Genomic DNA, 15,821 nt, shown 5'->3' with positions numbered 1-15,821 from the left:
GAGGTAGATAGGTTCGAGGTGGAAGTGTGGTGACACATGGAGCTGACGAATACTAATCGATCGAGGACTTAACCAAAAAAGTTTGAAACATTCAATGCACCGTTTATTCAGTTTTGAAAGAATAATTCTTTCAAGGGTTTCAAGATACGAGTAGTTCGAGGAAGCGATGGAGAGAAGGAAGAAGCGTACTCAAGTACGTGACTGACTGAACGACAGAAGCTGACGAAGAAATACGATGTATATTGAAAGCCGACAATAGTCTAGTGATGATGGCAAAGAGGTCACACCCGTTCCCATACCGAACACGGAAGTTAAGCTCTTTAGCGCCGATGGTAGTTGGGGGCTTCCCCCTGTGAGAGTAGGACGTCGCTAGGCACCTGAAAAAGTCGAGGATTTAATTCCTCGGCTTTTTTTTCTGTGAAAATAAATAATTTCTAGGCCTATTAGTATTCTAAAAATAGATGAGGGTCTGTATGGATTATTAAGTGCCAACAAGAAAACAAGGTATCTGTTCAAGTTAACTTCGATTAAATCTTTTTTTGGTTAGACTTACTTATTAGTGGTTCTTTGCATGGCTCCTTTATGTATAGCATGTAAAACCAAAGTATTCGATGTGAAAGCGCCACAAGAGCTTTTTCTTGCCTCTTCTAGTTGATTGTGCTTTAAAGCTAATGCACGACTCCGGCACTTTGAAACAACCCGAGTGAGTATATTACCGCTCTGGCAGACAATAAAATGAAAACGGCAAAATTAGACCAAATGAAAACTTAACACGCAAACAATTTACAGCGTATATTTGAGCACTTGGTTTATAGAACGTGAAAAAGAGGAATGTAATCATATATTTGATACATCTCTCTTTTTATTGTGGATAAGTAAAAAAATAGTACAAGAAATGGCTAAGATTCCGCCATGTTTTTTACGAATGAACCGAGGATTCACAGTAAGATATTGGGGGCCTTTTTATCATAAATTTGTAACTATCTTCATATAGTATTAGTAAGCCTATGAAAGGAGTCGTTATCATGCGCATGCCGGCATTACCTAAAAAGAAGTCTCCTCCAAGGGAAGCACCAAGGTCATGGTGGAAAGTTGTGAAGGCGTACTTATCCAGAGGGAGGTTTTATCGTATACCGCCTCGGAATCGATAAATGAGTTAAATGTTCGATGCAAAAAAGTCGCTTTAATAGCGACTTTTTTATCTTCTTTCCGTAGGTGTTTTTTGCAGCGTCAGTAGCGAAAGCGCAATTATTATGTCTGTTCATTTTCTAATAGAAATGTATTTTTTGTTGCCAATTAAATAAAGCTCGTGCATGGCTCGAGTGAGTGCCACATAAAGTAGCTTGCGATCGACCTTCGTATCGTAGAAAGGTGTATCGAAGGCAGCTACGATCACAGCATCAAATTCAAGGCCCTTTGCTAAATGACTCGGAACAACGAGCAATAATTGCTGATTGATGGACTCATTTTCAGTTAGAAGCTGAGAAGCAATTTTTTCGTCCTTTAATGCTTGCTGCATTGTTTTTGCCTCTGCGGTCGTTTTGCAAATTAAAGCAACGGAATGATGTCCATTGGCTCGAATGGCTTCAAAAATTTCCTTCATTTGCAGGGCATCAAATGATTGGGCTTGTATATAGGTAGGGACATTACCATGTCGAACTACTGGCTCTACTAATGGAAGCTGTTCATCCATTTGAGCTAAGACTTTGTTAGCGACCTCCATAATTTCAATTGTTGTTCGATAGCTTTTTTGCAGTGTTCTAAAGCTTGCTCTAGGAAATAGATTTTGGACAGGTTCCCAGGCAGTAAGAGAACGATAGCTGTGAATTCCTTGTGCTAAATCACCGACCATTGTAAACATATCTGTTTCAAGGCCAGTCTTTAAAGCAGCAAGCTGAAATAAACTATAGTCCTGTACTTCATCGATGAAAACGACTCGCATTTTCCATTCATCAGGAATGCCTTTTATACGAGCTTGTAAATAATAAATTGCAGCTAAATCTTCAAGCGCCCATTGTTCTTTAGTATGTGCCTGTAAAAATTGCTGTTGCTCAAGATAATGCCATTCTGGAGCAAGCTCTGCTAAAAGCTCAGCATTTGTTAGAAGAGTACGATAGAGAGTCTTGATGTTATGTTTAGCAAAGCGTCGCATATAAACTGTTGCTGTTGATTTTGCCTCTTTTTCAATGGCCGGAATGCGTTCATCACGTTCATCAATAAACTTCGTGACAACCCGACGCCGTTTGTCATCATCACGAAATCCATCAAGTGCTCTGCCAAGTGCTTCATCATATTTTTTATGAAGTGCATTTAAAATAGCCTGTTTCTTTTGACGAGCATGGCTTGCTAGCACTTTTTTAATATGTGCTAATCGTTTTTCAATCGGCATATAAGAAAATTCATATAAAAATAGCTTCTTTAAATGGGAGGCACGCATAATGCAGTATTTTTCTATGAAAACATCCTCAAATTGGTTGGCAATTTCCTGCTCGATTATTTGAACGTATCGTTCTATTACATCCCGATAATAAAGCGAGCCCTTCATTTCAGATATCCAAGAAGCTACCTGTTGGGGTTCCCCTGCAACAAGAGATTCTAACTGCTCATTTGGGTTTTGAAGTTTCAATTTTAGCTTCGTCGCGGCTAGAACGTAATCGGAAAAGGTTGTTTGGCAAATTTTATCGACACCAAGCTCTGGTAAAACATCACCAATATAATCGATAAATAACTTATTCGGTGCTAAAATCATAAGCTGCTCAGGGTTAAAATGTTCGCCCATCGTGTAAAGGAAGTAAGATATTCTGTGTAGGGCAATTGTAGTTTTTCCACTACCAGCAGCACCTTGTACGATAATAGGCTGACGAAGATGTGCTCGTATAATTTCGTTTTGCTCCTTTTGAATAGTGGAGACGATTTCTGTTAAACGTACATCTGCTTTTCCAGCTAACGCTTCTTGCAGTAATTCATCGTTTGTTGTTAAATCAATATCCCGTAAATCGAGCAATTCACCATCATTAATTTTATATTGGCGTTTGGCAAATAGATGTCCCTTATGGATTTCTCCACGAACATCATATTCCATATCCCCAAGGCGACCATCATAATAGACGTTTGCTACCGGTGAACGCCAATCGACTATTATAGGCTCATGGGTTTCCCGATGAAACAAAGACGTTTTTCCGATATAAAGAAACTCTTCAGGATCTCCTGTCTTTTGGAAATGAATTCGGGCAAAGTAAGGCTTTTTTTGAATAGCTTCTAAGCCTTCCTTTTGGTTTAGGGCCATTTCAAAGAAACGAGCATTTGCTAAAATATTAATATAGCCCAAACTTGAATCTAAATAATCAAGATCTGCCATTGACTTACGAATATTCTCCTGAGCAGATTGCAAACCTCTTTGTGATTCATTTAAAATTTGCTGCATGTAATTTTTAGTGTAAGCTAGCCGCTCGACTTCAGCCTGAAAATCTGGATGTTGTGCAGTCATTTTTTAGCACCTCCTAAGTACTTGCATTTTCAAATAGATTCTCATACTACTATATATAATATTTACCATCAAGTGAAATTGTAATAGGCTTATTAAGAAAGAAGAGAAATCGAAATTTTAATGGCCCACCTGAGTTGAGAGTTGGGCGAAATAGGAGGTTATCGAATTTGGATATTTTTTCCCATAGAGGCGTTTCGGCACATTACCCAGAAAACACTATGGCTGCTTTTATGGCCGCATCAAAGCTTTCGATTACAGGGATTGAACTAGATGTTCATTTAACAGCGGATAGGGAGTTGGTCGTTATTCATGATGAAACGATCGATCGCACATCTAATGGCTCTGGCTACGTAAAGGATTACACGCTACAAGAGCTTCGTGCATTTGATTATGGTTCATGGTTTTCTTCTAAATTTGAGGAGGAGAGTATACCAACTCTAGGAGACGTTTTAGAGCTATTTGCAGGCACAAATCACCGCATTAATATTGAGCTCAAAACCGATATATTTCCATATAACGGGATAGAAGCGCTTGTAATTAAGGAGGTCGCTGCATATCAAATGACAGAGAGAGTCATTATTTCCTCCTTTAATCATGAATCTATTCAGATCGTCGCACAAAGAGCACCATATATTGAAAAAGCGGCACTGTTTGCGGAAATTTTAGTTGATTTTAACTGCTATACAGCTCAAATACCTGCAGATGCTATCCATGTTAGCCTACCTACAGCATTTCGGAGATCCATTCAAGAAGCTCTTAATGAAGGAGCAACTGTCCGTGTCTATACAGTTAATGATGTCGAGCATGCAAAGCAATTACAGCAGCTTGGTGTACAGGCAATATTTACAGACGACCCGGAAAAGATAGTATCTGGATTGACTGATTAGGAGGGTTGAATGGCAGGGGGGATAGAAATTAGAGTGACGGAAAGAAAAGTCAAAGCGACGGATAGGAAGTTCGGAGGATGGAAAGAAAAGCTGAAGTGACGGATAGAAATTAGGGCGACGGAAAGAAAAGTCAAAGCGACGGATAGGAAGTTCGGAGCGATGGAAAGAAAAGCCGAAGTGACGGATAGAATGGTCAAAGCGACGGATAGGAAGTCCAGAACGACGGAAAGAAAAGTCGAAGTGATGGATAGGAATCAGAGAGACGGATAGAAGAGTCGAAGTGACGGATAGAATGGTCAAAGTCGTGGATAGAACAGCCAAAATCGAGAATCAGCCCCGACAGATTGACGAGGATAGAACCAGCTAAAGCGGCGGATAAAACCGCCAATCGCCGAAAAAGGCGCTATTAAGGGCTTTTTCGGATTTAACGCGCTGAGGTGTGCGAATCAGTGCGTTAAATCCTAGTATGTGAAGAGTATAGTAAGCCATTAATTTTTGGTTCTTACCACTTTGCGCGGTTTTCTTCGATACTGCCTAGCATTTGTTTGATGACAAGTGTTTCGCCATTGTCTAGTAATACGGAGCCGTCGAAATAGCCAAACATTTGATGTACTTCAGATTTTATGAGACCAGCTTTTGTGACGGATACACGTTCGAAAAATGGGGAGAATGTTAATGAAACTTGGTTCGTGAATTTAGTTTTAATTTTCCATCGTTGCATTAAATCCTCTCGATTATAATTGAACAGTACATCCTCATGTATTTTTGTCATTTTACCTTCAACGAAAACAGCATTTTCCGTCATTCCGGTTCCGTCTGTCCATTTACCCCCTAAATTGAGTCCGATTCGTCTGCCTCGAACTCGCTGTGAGGCCATTCCCCAAGTCCATGTGGATTCACGGGGCCAAACGCCACGACTGTATTCTAGGACAGAGAAGTTTTCCTCAGGAGAAAACATAAAACGGCGATTACCAATCGTCACAAACCCAGAAGTGGGGAGTATATGATGCTTACCTGTGAATTGGAATGTTTTACGATTCCAAGGGATGACTACATTCAATGACTCATCTGTAGGCGGATGCTGAATGACAAGCTTTGCACGTAAAACATCTCCATCGAAGTCTGGGATTGAAACGGATAGATGTGTTTCATTTTGTACATATGTCATATCAATCATCATTTCACTATTTTTGAAGGATACTGAATCTAGCACCTGCGTAGGCATTTTTAACTTTCCACCCAATGGAATTGTAATTGTTTTTTCAAAGTAGCGCTGTGTTTCATATTCAAGGAAATAGACGAAGCAGACCGCTGCGTAGTCTAGATGGCTAATAGTAGCTGAGAAGATGATCTCATCGCCATAGACACACCAATAATTCCATTTCTTTTTGCGCATGATATGGCCACTTAAATTGCTGTTTATGAGAGGTTTACGAGCAAATCCAATGGCAGCTGGATTTAAATTACCTTTTTTATCGCATAAAAGAGTAGGTTGTATAATTTCTTTCTCAGCATGCTGCTTCAATTTCAACATCCCTTCTGATTCGTAATATAAAAGCCTATAATTCCTTACCCTTATTGTAGCAAAAACTATCTCAAAATTGGCAATGATAGTGCCAAATAAGACCACATTCGACATTTTTATGAATAAGGACCTAGCTAATAGAAATCCCTCATTATACATATGTTGAACTTAAGGAGGGGAAGCGTGGCAAAAATGTATAACAGACAGGCCGCTGTACAGTATGCAAACTTGTGGTGGAACAGGCGTAATCCAGCATTTCCGAATTTTACTGTTGATTGTACGAACTATATATCCCAATGTTTACTTGCTGGAGGAGCACCGATGCGAGGTGCTCCAAATAGAGGGAAAGGTTGGTGGGTTCAACATGGAAATTGGAGCTTTAGCTGGTCTGTTGCACATTCCCTTAGATGGTATTTGGAAGGCTCTACAACGGGATTGAAGGGTAGGCGTGTACAATCTGCGGAAGAATTAGAACTTGGGGATATCATTTTTTATGATTTCCAAGGGGATGGAAGAGTTGATCATTCCGTAATTGTGACAAGTATCCAAAATGGTATTCCATATGTTAACGCACACACTTCAGATAGCATTAATCGACCGTATTTTTATGAAGACTCAACGGCTTATACGCCAAGCATGACTTATCATTATATTCATATAGAAGATAGTTTTGCTTAAGGTGATAGTAGTGTTAAAGCTCATCATTTTGTGATAATGTGAAAGAGAGAAGATATTAATTTTGCCTTGGCGTAATTGCGTCCAGATTTTGAATTGTGATTACAAAATCCGTGAAATCCGCCAGAGGCTTTATCTTCATTCAGTAGGTATGTGGATACCAAATAAAGGAACTATATCTGAATTTATCTCATCACTTTCAGAGAAGGGAGTCTAGTCTTCTGTACCTGTCGCTTTGCTTTCGGTACAAGAGAGATTTGTAACGGCCGTTTCACTTACGTTACATAAAACATTTGCTGAATGAAGATAAATCTTAATTATTGTAGTGTTTAGAAGGAGATAAGAGTAAATGAGCGAACAAATTTTATCTGTTAGGGATGCGATTATTGAGCGTCGATCTATTAAAAAGTTTAATGGACAGCCGGTAGATCGTGAAGACTTATTGGCCATTATTGACGATGCAGTGTGGGCACCGAATCATGGAAATCGAGAGCCTTGGCGTTTAGTTGTTGCATGTGGTAAGGAGTTAGATGGTCTTCATAATTTATTGCGTGATCTAACGATACCGAAATGGCAGGAGCTTTCAAGTGAAGATTTAGCGAAGCAAATGACGAAATTTACATTACCGGGTGGCTATGCTTTTGTCATCGTTCCAGAGGATGCTCGACAAAAAGAGCGTTTAGAAGATTACGGAGCGGCAAGTATTTTTATTCAAAATATGCAATTGCTAGCTTGGGATAGAGGAATCGGCTCATGTTGGAAAACACCTGGGTTCCTAGATAACCCGAAATTCCGTGCAGCTCTAAAGATTCAGCCAGGTGAGCGCGTGATCGCGATGCTACAAGTTGGCTATTTTGATGAAGTACCAAAAGGGAAAGAACGAAAAAAATCAGTAGATATCGTTTCAATTTTTGGAGAATAACAAAAGTAAAATCCCCTCGTTTAAAATGGACGAGGGGATTTATTTAATTTATTTTTGTAATTCAGCTACCTCGAATAAATAATCACTTAAAACGCGTAATCCTTTATCGAAGTTTTCTAAATGGAAGTGTTCATTTGGTGCATGGAAGTTTTCGCTTGATAAGCCGAAGCCCATTAGCACTACTGGCAATTCTAAAATTTCATCAAAGGCAGCTACGATAGGGATGGATCCACCTCCACGTGTGTAAGCAGTTGGTACATTATATACTTTTTCGTATGAGCGACCAGCAGCTTGGATAAATGGATGATCAAATGGTGTTAAGAATGGGCGACCTTTATCGAATTCAGAGATTGTCACTTCAACGCCAGTTGGCTTATGTTTTTCAATATGTGCTTTTAATAGTGCTACAATTTCATTAGGCTCTTGATTTGGTACTAGACGGCATGTGATTTTTGCGCCAGCCTCAGCAGGAAGCACTGTTTTAATGCCTTCGCCAGAGAAGCCACCAAACACACCATTGATCTCTAATGTTGGGCGTGCCCAAGTACGTTCTAAATAGGAATAACCAGCTTCACCGAATAATTCCTTCACGCCAACTTCTTCCTTCACGGATTCTTCATCGAAACCAAGCCCACGGTAAGCTTCGCGTTCCTCTTCCGATAATGGTAAAACTTTATCATAGAAGCCCTCAACTTGAATTGTGCCATGCTCATCGCGGAAGGATGCTAAAATGTCAGCTAATGCATGAATAGCGTTTTGGACACCGCCACCGTAAAGACCAGAGTGAAGGTCGCCTTTTGCACCACGAACATCGATTTGAACACCTGTTAAGCCACGTAATCCATAGCATACAGCAGGCTTACCAGGGCCATATAAACCTGTATCAGAAATCAAAATTAAATCAGCAGCTAGTTTCTCCTTATGCTCTTCAACATAGGCAGGAAGGTTAGGACTACCAATTTCTTCTTCACCTTCATAGATGAATTTCACGTTCACTGGTAAAGTGCCAGTTGTCGCAAATAATGCTTCAATCATTTTTAAGTGCATAAACACTTGCCCTTTATCGTCACTAGCACCACGAGCGAATAGTTTGTTGTCTCGGATTGTCGGGTTGAATGGCTCTGTTTCCCATAAATTTAGTGGGTCAACCGGTTGTACATCATAATGACCGTAAAATAGAATTGTTGGTTTATCCTCTGCGTGTAACCAATCCGCATAAACAACAGGGTGACCTGCAGTTTGCGTAATAGAGACATTCTCAAGATTTAGCTTTTTAAAAGCATTTGCTAGCCACTCAGCCGCATTTTGTATATCTCCTTTATGCTCTGATAAAGAACTAATACTTGGAATACGTAAAAATTCATTTAATTCATTTAAATGTGCTTCGCGATGTACTGAGAAATACGCATCTAATTGCTGTAAATTTGTCATCTAGCATCCCTCTTTTCAAATATTTCGATAATAGAAATAGTATAGCATAATGTGGTTGGGGAATCTTGTTATAGCAATGGTTTCTAACGTTTCTCTTAATGCGTAGCCTCACAGATGGGCCCTGCAGTGAAGCGGTTCACGGACGCCCCAAGGAAAGCGCCCAGTCGGAACGGAAATCAACAACACGTTATGGCGATGAGAAAAAAGTAGTTATTGAAACTTTTCGTAATTAAACCTCGTAAATACATTTAATGTTTTATTTATACATTAATGGGGGTTGTTGTCGTGAGGGAGTTCGGTAGTCCAGAAGAAGTCATAGATATTTGGTTAAGAGAAGGTTACGAAAAAATTTATGATGCTACATCAAAAGACTTTCAGCAGATCGTCACTTTAGAACAATTCATTGAGCTAAGCACATCTTTTAATAGTGGCGTGGAAAATTATCAATTAGAATCAAAGACGATATTACAAAATTTAACGCATTACGTATGGTCAGATGATAAACGAGAGAAAGTAGTTGTAGCTTCCTTTGATGAACTCAATCAAATACAACGTTTTTATTTAAAGCCTTTTACTACATATCCAAAAACGGACCAACAATATACGAAAAATAAATACATAATGCCAATTAGAGATGAGTGGTTTGTTGTTTGGGGTGGTACGAATGAATTTGTAAATTATCATTATGTATATGAAAGTCAGCGATATGCTTACGATTTAGTAAAAGTTCAAGATGGGGAATCTTATCAAAATAGCCAAATTCGAAATGAAGATTTTTATGCTTTTGACGAAGATCTTATAGCGCCAGCAGATGGTAAAGTCGTAAAAGTTGTAGATGGAATAAAAGATAATGTGCCTGGTGAAATGGATGAACATAATCCAGCAGGAAACTATGTCGTGATTGAACATGCTAATCATGAATTTAGTATGATTGCACATTTTAAAAAGAACTCAATTTTAGTAAAATCAGGAGACAATGTAACAGAAGGGCAACTTATTGGGAAATGTGGAAACTCTGGTAATTCATCAGAACCTCATATTCATTTTCAGGTAATGGATTCCCCTGATCTGGTATATGGAAAGTCCATTCGTATTCTTTTTAAAGATGGTAAGAAGCCAATACAAGGGGATACGGTATCTTAAACATACGAAGCTCAGTTACAGTTGTTATATGTAGCTGACGCTTTGCTTTCGCTACATAAAACATTTTCTGAAAGAAGTTAAAAAAGATCACCATACAATAGATGATCTTGAATACTCCGTTCTCGAGTTTGTTGCTATTTACCAAATAAAAGGAACTAGTTTTTTAGTTGTCTGCTTATATAGTGTAAATTGTTCTCCGTACTTGTTTTGTAAGTAATCATCAGATTTTGGAATATAGCCAAAAACAAATACTAAGAATAAACCTAGAGGGATAAGCAAACTATAAATATTGTTAGAGATTAGCGCTAAGCCTAGTACCCAAAGGCAATCTCCAAGATAATTAATATGAATCGCATATTTAAACAAACCATCTGTATATAGTTTACCTTGGTTTACAGGATTATCTTTAAAAGGTTTTCTAAGTAACTCTGAAATTGTGTTTAACATACTGCCGCCTAAAAATAATATCCAGCCAACAATAAGTACCGTTAAGTTTGCATCCTGATTACTTGTAATCATTAAAATGGGGAAACCTAAATAATAAATCACAAAAGCTATACTGTTCATGATGGCTTCTTGCCATGCAATACCCCTAGGCAACCATATAAACATCATAGCTGTTAATCGTAAAGCTGTAATAATTAAAGCAATAAAAAGTCCTAGTGAAATGCTAGATTTGACATAGGTAATGAAAAGTAAATAATAGGCAATGATTAAATAGATAATCTCAGCAACTAAAATCAAGATTTTTTCTTTTATCGTTGGCTTTTTTATACCGTACATTGTATGACGCTCCCTCATTTATTCTATGGGAAAATATACTTCAATGATATTACTCTCCTCCGGTGTGCTATAGGGGTCCGTTTGATAAACTTCAAACGGGAGCACCGTTCAGTTTAAAGTTATTTTCATCAATCCAAACATGCAGCTTTGTATGAATAGAAGGTAATTCATCGTAAGATCCAATAAGCGTAGCCATTGCACAAAGACCAGGATTAAGCACCCTTGTTTTATTTGTGGCCATTGCAAGGGGTATCGCAATTTCTACATCATAATTTTCAGGTTCATATTCTGAACTATGGAAAATAGCAAGTGGCTTTGCAATAGATGATAAATTTTCAAACAAAATTTTGCTAAACAACTATTAAAATCAGCGGTATTTATTTGTTTTCGTTGAGATAATATATGATAGGTTAAGTGATCCACAAGTTTAACCTCAATCTGATCTAAATAACCCATGATATTTTCCTCTTCTTCTAATAGTTGAATATCATGCTTTAATTTTTTTAACAACGAAGAATAAAATGTAATCTGCTGTGTCAGATTTTCTTGCTTGGCTTTCATTTTAGAGTTAAGAAGTTCGGTATTCTCCCGGTTAGCTAAAATAACCTTAATTTCTTCTAATGAAAATAAATAGCTTTTTAAGCGTACAATCAATAAAGCTGTTTCTAATTGAGAAATATTATAATAGCGATAGTTGTTTTTAGCGTCTATGAAGGCAGGTTTTAAAAGTCCAATTTCATCATAATAACGAAGAGTCTTCAATGTGAAATATGAGATCTTTGAAAACTCACTGATTGTAAGCATAACAATCACCCCCTTTTTTAAATATAATGCTTCCTCTAAGGGGAGGGTCAATCAATGTAGCTAAATTTTTTTATCGTCCCGAATGGATTACGAGACTGAGTCAGGAATAATTTTTTTGGATTCGATTTAGAATCAAGTTGGGTATACACTTAACAGGTGTTAATTTACAAACGAGTATAATTATGTTGTTTAAAAATATTGAATTTTTAGTTTTGTGTTAATGTATTTAATGAACTATATTTTAAGGGGGTTTTTAAATGTCTTCTACGACAACTTTAATCGAAGATTTTCAAAGTTTTTTTAATCGTTTTCAAAAAGTATGGAATGGTTGTAACGCTGATGAAATGAACGCTTTGATTTCACGGGATATAGCAGTACGGTGGGTAGGGCCTGGTACTGATATTTCAGATTGGGGATACGAAGAGACTTGTAACGGTTGGGTAGAGGCATATAAACATTATGAAGGTCATGATCCACAATGGCACTTTAAAGAATTGTATATTACACCTGCATCTGAAAATGAAGTGATTGCAACGTTTTGGGTAACTTTTGAAATGGATGGAAAATTTATAGAGGTAGTGAAATTATTTGTTCAGAGATTTAGGAAAGAACAAAATGATGAATGGAAACTAATAAGGGAATATTGTGAGCATCTAAATTCGGAATCTTTTATCTCAAACTAATAGAGGAATGTACATTTTTATTAAACTTTAATAAGTTTTATTCAACCACTCGTATTTGAGTGGTTTTTATTATGCTCTAAGAAGCGGGGCAGTGTCCCCCAAGAACCCTACTGAGCGTTGGCCAAAGACTTCCACATATGTCGGAGTGTGCTTCCTCGGATTCAAAAAAGTTTTGTAGAAAAAGAAGATTCCAAATATCAATCAAAACAGTACATTCAGCTAAAATAAAAGGTAAATCTATAGCAGAGTGTGTGGATATGTCTATTGATGATTTATTGTCATTTGTACAAGCTATCAATAGTCCAGCCGTATCACTTATTATTGAAGATTTAATTGGAAAACTTGCAAGCTTACAGTTAGTAGGGCTAAATTATCTCACCCTTAACCGAAATATAACAACACTTTCGGGCGGAGAGTCTCAAAGATAAAGATGACAAAGCATTTGACTAGTTCATTGTCTGATGTTTTATACATTTTTGATGAGCCAAGCATTGGCCAGAGAATATTGTTGGCATCAATCGAATTTTCCATGGGGTTGAAGAAAAAAGGAAACACAGTGGTTTTAGTTGATCATGATCCAGATATCATTAAAACGGCTGATCATATCGAGTATGCGGGGGCAAATGGAGGAAGGATAATCCTAATTTCTGATACGCTCACTGGTAAAGCTTTATCAAAAAAACATACAGTCAACACAGACAAAATGGCTTTTCCATCATTATACACTTGATCATGTCAATCTTAATAATGTTCGGGATGCAACAGTCAAAATATCAAAACAGGCTTTAACTGTTGTGACAGGTGTTGCGGGCTCTGGGAAAAGTACATTGATACGTTATTTATTTACTAAAAAGTATCCTAAAACTAGAGTACTGGATCAAAGCCCTATACATGGGAGCAATCGATCCAATCTGCTAACTTATTTCAATGTATTCGATAAAATAAGAGAGTTGTTTGCTCGTGCATCCCATAAAAGTGCATCTTTATTTAGCTTCAATGGAAAAGGTTTGTAAAGGGAAAGGTCATGTAACACTCGACTTGGCCTATATGGGAGACGTTGATCAGGTTTGTGAGAAATGCTATGGGAAAAGATATAACGACGAAGTACTCTCAGTTAAGTGGAAGGGATTGAGCATTCACGATGTACTTCAGCTGACGCCCTTAGATGCCAAAGGATTTTTTAGTGATCAAGGTATTCAAAGGTTTATGGCCAATTTAATTATGGCGAATTTAGGTTATATACACTTAGATCAAAGTTTAGACACCTTTTCGGGTGGGGAGCTTCAAAGGGTAAAAATGGCAAAAATATTGGGCGATCCAAGTAATGACCTTATTGTGTTGGAACATAATTTATCAATTATGAGCCAGGCACAATGGATCGTTGATATGGGGATAGAGGGTGGAAACTTAGGTGGAAATGTTCTTTTTGAAGGTTATCCTATCGATTTATTGGATATAGAAAACTCATATACAGCAAAACATTTACGACGTTATGTGAAAGCAACATAAAAGAAGCTGAATGAGAGAGATCATTCAGCTTTTAGTGTTTATTCACGAATAACCAATAGTACACCACTAAAGATTAATGCAGTTCCAGCCCAAAAGGATAGGCCGATTTGTTCCCCTAGTAATAGCCATCCTAGGAAGGTACCGACAATTGGTTGAAAGAAGAAAAATAAACCACCACTTGCGGCATTAAGCATCTGTAATCCACGATTCCATAGTAAGAAGCCACACGCTGTAGAGATAACGCCTAAGTAGAGTAGGCCACCCCAGATAGATGGCTCTGCCATAGCATGTAAGTCTAATTTTATTAGTCGTGGAATGGCTATAGGTGTTAAGACCATGATAGCGACAAGTGTTCCGTAGCTAGTGACAACGATTTGTGAATACTGCTCTGGTACCCGTTTAATAAGGACAGACATCAATGACCAGGTTAGGGCAGCGATTAGTAGAGCAACCCCACCTAACTGATGGGAGGCATCGATATGTGCATTACCTACGATCATATAGACTCCGAACGTCGCTAGAAGAATAGAAACAGCTTTTTTTAAAGTGATTTTTTCTTTTAAAATAAATCGCGCAAAAACAACCATAAATGCCGGTGTCGTTGCTGTAATGATGGCGCCCATTTGAGCAGTAGACAGCATAGTACCAATTTCTTGGGCAACGATAGAAATCGTATTTCCAATTAAACCAATCATAAAAATTAACAGCCAGTCCCGCTTATCAATTTTCCACGATTGCTTTGTAATAGTGCCAATGATGAACAAAGCGATAATGGCAATCATATAGCGCAGCCATACTAATTCTAAAGGTGGTACGGTATCGACAACTACCTTTACTACTACATACATGCCGCCCCAAATGCTAGCAGCAAGTGATAAATATAAGGAACCTAATAAGGTTTTTTTCATTTTTTCCCCTCCGTTAGCTCTAGACAATGCCTGTCCTTAAAGGAGAAATGATGATTCTCCGTTAAGGGAGAATAACTTCAGGTACATCGTGTTCAAATAATGGTGAAAAGATCATAATAGCCAGCTCCTTTTTATAGTATTTCATTTATCATATAACATTTTTTTGAATTTGATTAGAAAAAAATGGTCTAAACTCGGTCGAACGAAAAACTTAAGTTGCTGCTTCTGAATTAAGTGTTTGAAAGGTATGAAAAATCTGATTTCCTTTGCGCTAGGAATTTCAAGGGAATACTATTGAATATTTAATAAAAAAGAAGAGGGAGGGGCGTGTGATAAAGCTTTTCTCCGAATAATAAATATAGTAATAAAACATTATTTACGAATATTACAAGTGAAAGCATTTAAGCTTACACGATTGTAATGTAATTGAAAGCCAATACGATAGAGTGTAATACATTATTTTGCGAGAATGTGTATAGAAGCAATAACAAGAAGCGGAGGAATACACAATGAATGAAAAATTAGAAGGCGTATATGAGGAATACAATCGTTACATATACCATTTATGTTTAAAACTTACTCGCAATAATGTAGAAGCTGAAGATTTAATGCAAGAAGTATGGGTAAAAGTTGTGCGCTATGAGGATAGCGTTGCCGAGGTAGAGCATATTAAAGCTTGGCTAACAACAATTACAATGAATACATTTAGAGATCGCTATCGTAAAAAAACACGACGTAGTAAATACATGATGAACCAACCTGAAACATTAGACGTACCGATATTAGATTTGGTTCCCAATAATGACATTTCAACAGAAGAAAAAATTGAAAAAGATATTGTTACTAAATTAGTACAGGATAAAATGGGTCAATTAGATACAATCTATCGTAAAACATTATGGTATTTCTACATAGACCAATTTTCACTAGCAGAAATCTCTTCAATTATGAAAGTTTCAATTGGTACTGTGAAATCGCGTTTATTCCGTGCAAAAGCTCGTTTAAAAGAAATGCTAATGGCCGATGCATCCATAGTAGAGTCTGTGCTACCAGCATAATGAAAT

15 protein-coding genes, 1 rRNA gene and 1 pseudogene are annotated in these 15,821 nt (G+C 37.6%); 11 read left to right on the top strand and 6 right to left on the bottom strand.

All coding sequences use genetic code 11. From position 1 onward, the window contains the following. Positions 1-259: 259 nt before the first annotated feature. Positions 260-375, top strand: a 5S ribosomal RNA gene (gene rrf / locus C7Y47_RS14810). A gap of 886 nt (positions 376-1,261) precedes the next feature. Here the strand turns inward: rrf and helD are convergent. Then, positions 1,262-3,487, bottom strand: a complete 2,226-nt coding sequence (gene helD, locus C7Y47_RS14805) for an RNA polymerase recycling motor HelD (protein ID WP_142509475.1) — start codon at positions 3,485-3,487, stop codon at positions 1,262-1,264. A gap of 167 nt (positions 3,488-3,654) precedes the next feature. Here helD and C7Y47_RS14800 point away from each other — a divergent pair, with 167 nt between their 5' ends. After that, entirely contained in the window at positions 3,655-4,374 is a 720-nt protein-coding gene (locus tag C7Y47_RS14800; RefSeq protein ID WP_142509474.1) for a glycerophosphodiester phosphodiesterase, read from the top strand. A 502-nt stretch (positions 4,375-4,876) separates the two neighbouring features. Here C7Y47_RS14800 and C7Y47_RS14795 read toward each other — a convergent pair. Beyond that, positions 4,877-5,899, bottom strand: a complete 1,023-nt coding sequence (locus tag C7Y47_RS14795; RefSeq protein ID WP_142509481.1) for a DUF2804 domain-containing protein — start codon at positions 5,897-5,899, stop codon at positions 4,877-4,879. Between the two features lie 183 nt (positions 5,900-6,082). Here C7Y47_RS14795 and C7Y47_RS14790 point away from each other — a divergent pair, with 183 nt between their 5' ends. Both C7Y47_RS14790 and C7Y47_RS14785 read left to right on the top strand, forming a co-directional pair. Next, positions 6,083-6,577, top strand: coding sequence for an amidase domain-containing protein (locus C7Y47_RS14790; RefSeq protein ID WP_132360098.1), 495 nt, complete (start codon positions 6,083-6,085; stop codon positions 6,575-6,577). Positions 6,578-6,923: 346 nt separating this feature from the next. Continuing rightward, positions 6,924-7,496, top strand: a complete 573-nt coding sequence (locus tag C7Y47_RS14785) for a nitroreductase family protein (protein WP_142509473.1) — start codon at positions 6,924-6,926, stop codon at positions 7,494-7,496. Positions 7,497-7,544: 48 nt separating this feature from the next. Here C7Y47_RS14785 and C7Y47_RS14780 read toward each other — a convergent pair whose 3' ends face one another. Then, the gene (locus C7Y47_RS14780; protein WP_142509472.1) at positions 7,545-8,927 is read right to left on the bottom strand and encodes a dipeptidase; all 1,383 of its coding nucleotides are present in this window, start codon (positions 8,925-8,927) and stop codon (positions 7,545-7,547) included. A 285-nt stretch (positions 8,928-9,212) separates the two neighbouring features. Here C7Y47_RS14780 and C7Y47_RS14775 point away from each other — a divergent pair, with 285 nt between their 5' ends. Beyond that, positions 9,213-10,070 carry a M23 family metallopeptidase gene (locus C7Y47_RS14775; protein ID WP_255505193.1) on the top strand — a complete coding sequence of 286 codons (858 nt, stop codon included), beginning with the start codon at positions 9,213-9,215 and terminating at the stop codon, positions 10,068-10,070. A 138-nt stretch (positions 10,071-10,208) separates the two neighbouring features. On the opposite strand, the gene C7Y47_RS14770 is transcribed toward C7Y47_RS14775, so the two are convergent. Together C7Y47_RS14770 and C7Y47_RS14765 are read right to left on the bottom strand one after the other, a co-directional pair. After that, a complete protein-coding gene (locus tag C7Y47_RS14770) occupies positions 10,209-10,853 on the bottom strand; it encodes a methyltransferase family protein (protein ID WP_142509470.1) in 645 nt (214 codons plus the stop codon). 18 nt (positions 10,854-10,871) lie between these two features. Continuing rightward, positions 10,872-11,657 (bottom strand): annotated as a pseudogene (locus C7Y47_RS14765) (MerR family transcriptional regulator). 257 nt (positions 11,658-11,914) lie between these two features. Between C7Y47_RS14765 and C7Y47_RS14760 the strand changes: the two are divergent. The 5 genes from C7Y47_RS14760 (at position 11,915) to C7Y47_RS25245 (ending at position 13,849) form a co-directional block, all read left to right on the top strand. After that, positions 11,915-12,340: a DUF4440 domain-containing protein gene (locus C7Y47_RS14760; protein WP_142509469.1), complete on the top strand. Its 426-nt coding sequence runs from the start codon at positions 11,915-11,917 to the stop codon at positions 12,338-12,340. A gap of 257 nt (positions 12,341-12,597) precedes the next feature. Continuing rightward, positions 12,598-12,768 (top strand): hypothetical protein, encoded by a 171-nt coding sequence (locus tag C7Y47_RS25260; protein ID WP_221887675.1) that lies wholly within the window; start codon positions 12,598-12,600, stop codon positions 12,766-12,768. Positions 12,769-12,770: 2 nt separating this feature from the next. After that, positions 12,771-13,070, top strand: coding sequence for a hypothetical protein (locus C7Y47_RS25255; RefSeq protein ID WP_221887674.1), 300 nt, complete (start codon positions 12,771-12,773; stop codon positions 13,068-13,070). A 64-nt stretch (positions 13,071-13,134) separates the two neighbouring features. Beyond that, positions 13,135-13,353 carry a hypothetical protein gene (locus C7Y47_RS25250; RefSeq protein ID WP_221887673.1) on the top strand — a complete coding sequence of 73 codons (219 nt, stop codon included), beginning with the start codon at positions 13,135-13,137 and terminating at the stop codon, positions 13,351-13,353. Beyond that, a complete protein-coding gene (locus C7Y47_RS25245; protein ID WP_221887676.1) occupies positions 13,301-13,849 on the top strand; it encodes a hypothetical protein in 549 nt (182 codons plus the stop codon). Before C7Y47_RS25250 ends, C7Y47_RS25245 begins: the two co-directional genes overlap by 53 nt. Before the next feature lie 38 nt (positions 13,850-13,887). Here C7Y47_RS25245 and C7Y47_RS14750 read toward each other — a convergent pair whose 3' ends face one another. Further along, complete coding sequence (locus C7Y47_RS14750; protein WP_142509468.1) at positions 13,888-14,757, bottom strand: DMT family transporter; 870 nt, start codon at positions 14,755-14,757, stop codon at positions 13,888-13,890. Between the two features lie 509 nt (positions 14,758-15,266). Here C7Y47_RS14750 and C7Y47_RS14745 point away from each other — a divergent pair. Continuing rightward, entirely contained in the window at positions 15,267-15,815 is a 549-nt protein-coding gene (locus C7Y47_RS14745) for an RNA polymerase sigma factor (protein WP_132360114.1), read from the top strand. Positions 15,816-15,821 lie beyond the last annotated feature (6 nt).

The organism is Lysinibacillus sphaericus (assembly GCF_006864135.1).
In the GTDB taxonomy this organism is placed as follows: domain Bacteria; phylum Bacillota; class Bacilli; order Bacillales_A; family Planococcaceae; genus Lysinibacillus.
The sequence above is the reverse complement of the archived record's forward strand: the minus strand, read 5'-3'. Positions and strand labels throughout refer to the sequence as shown.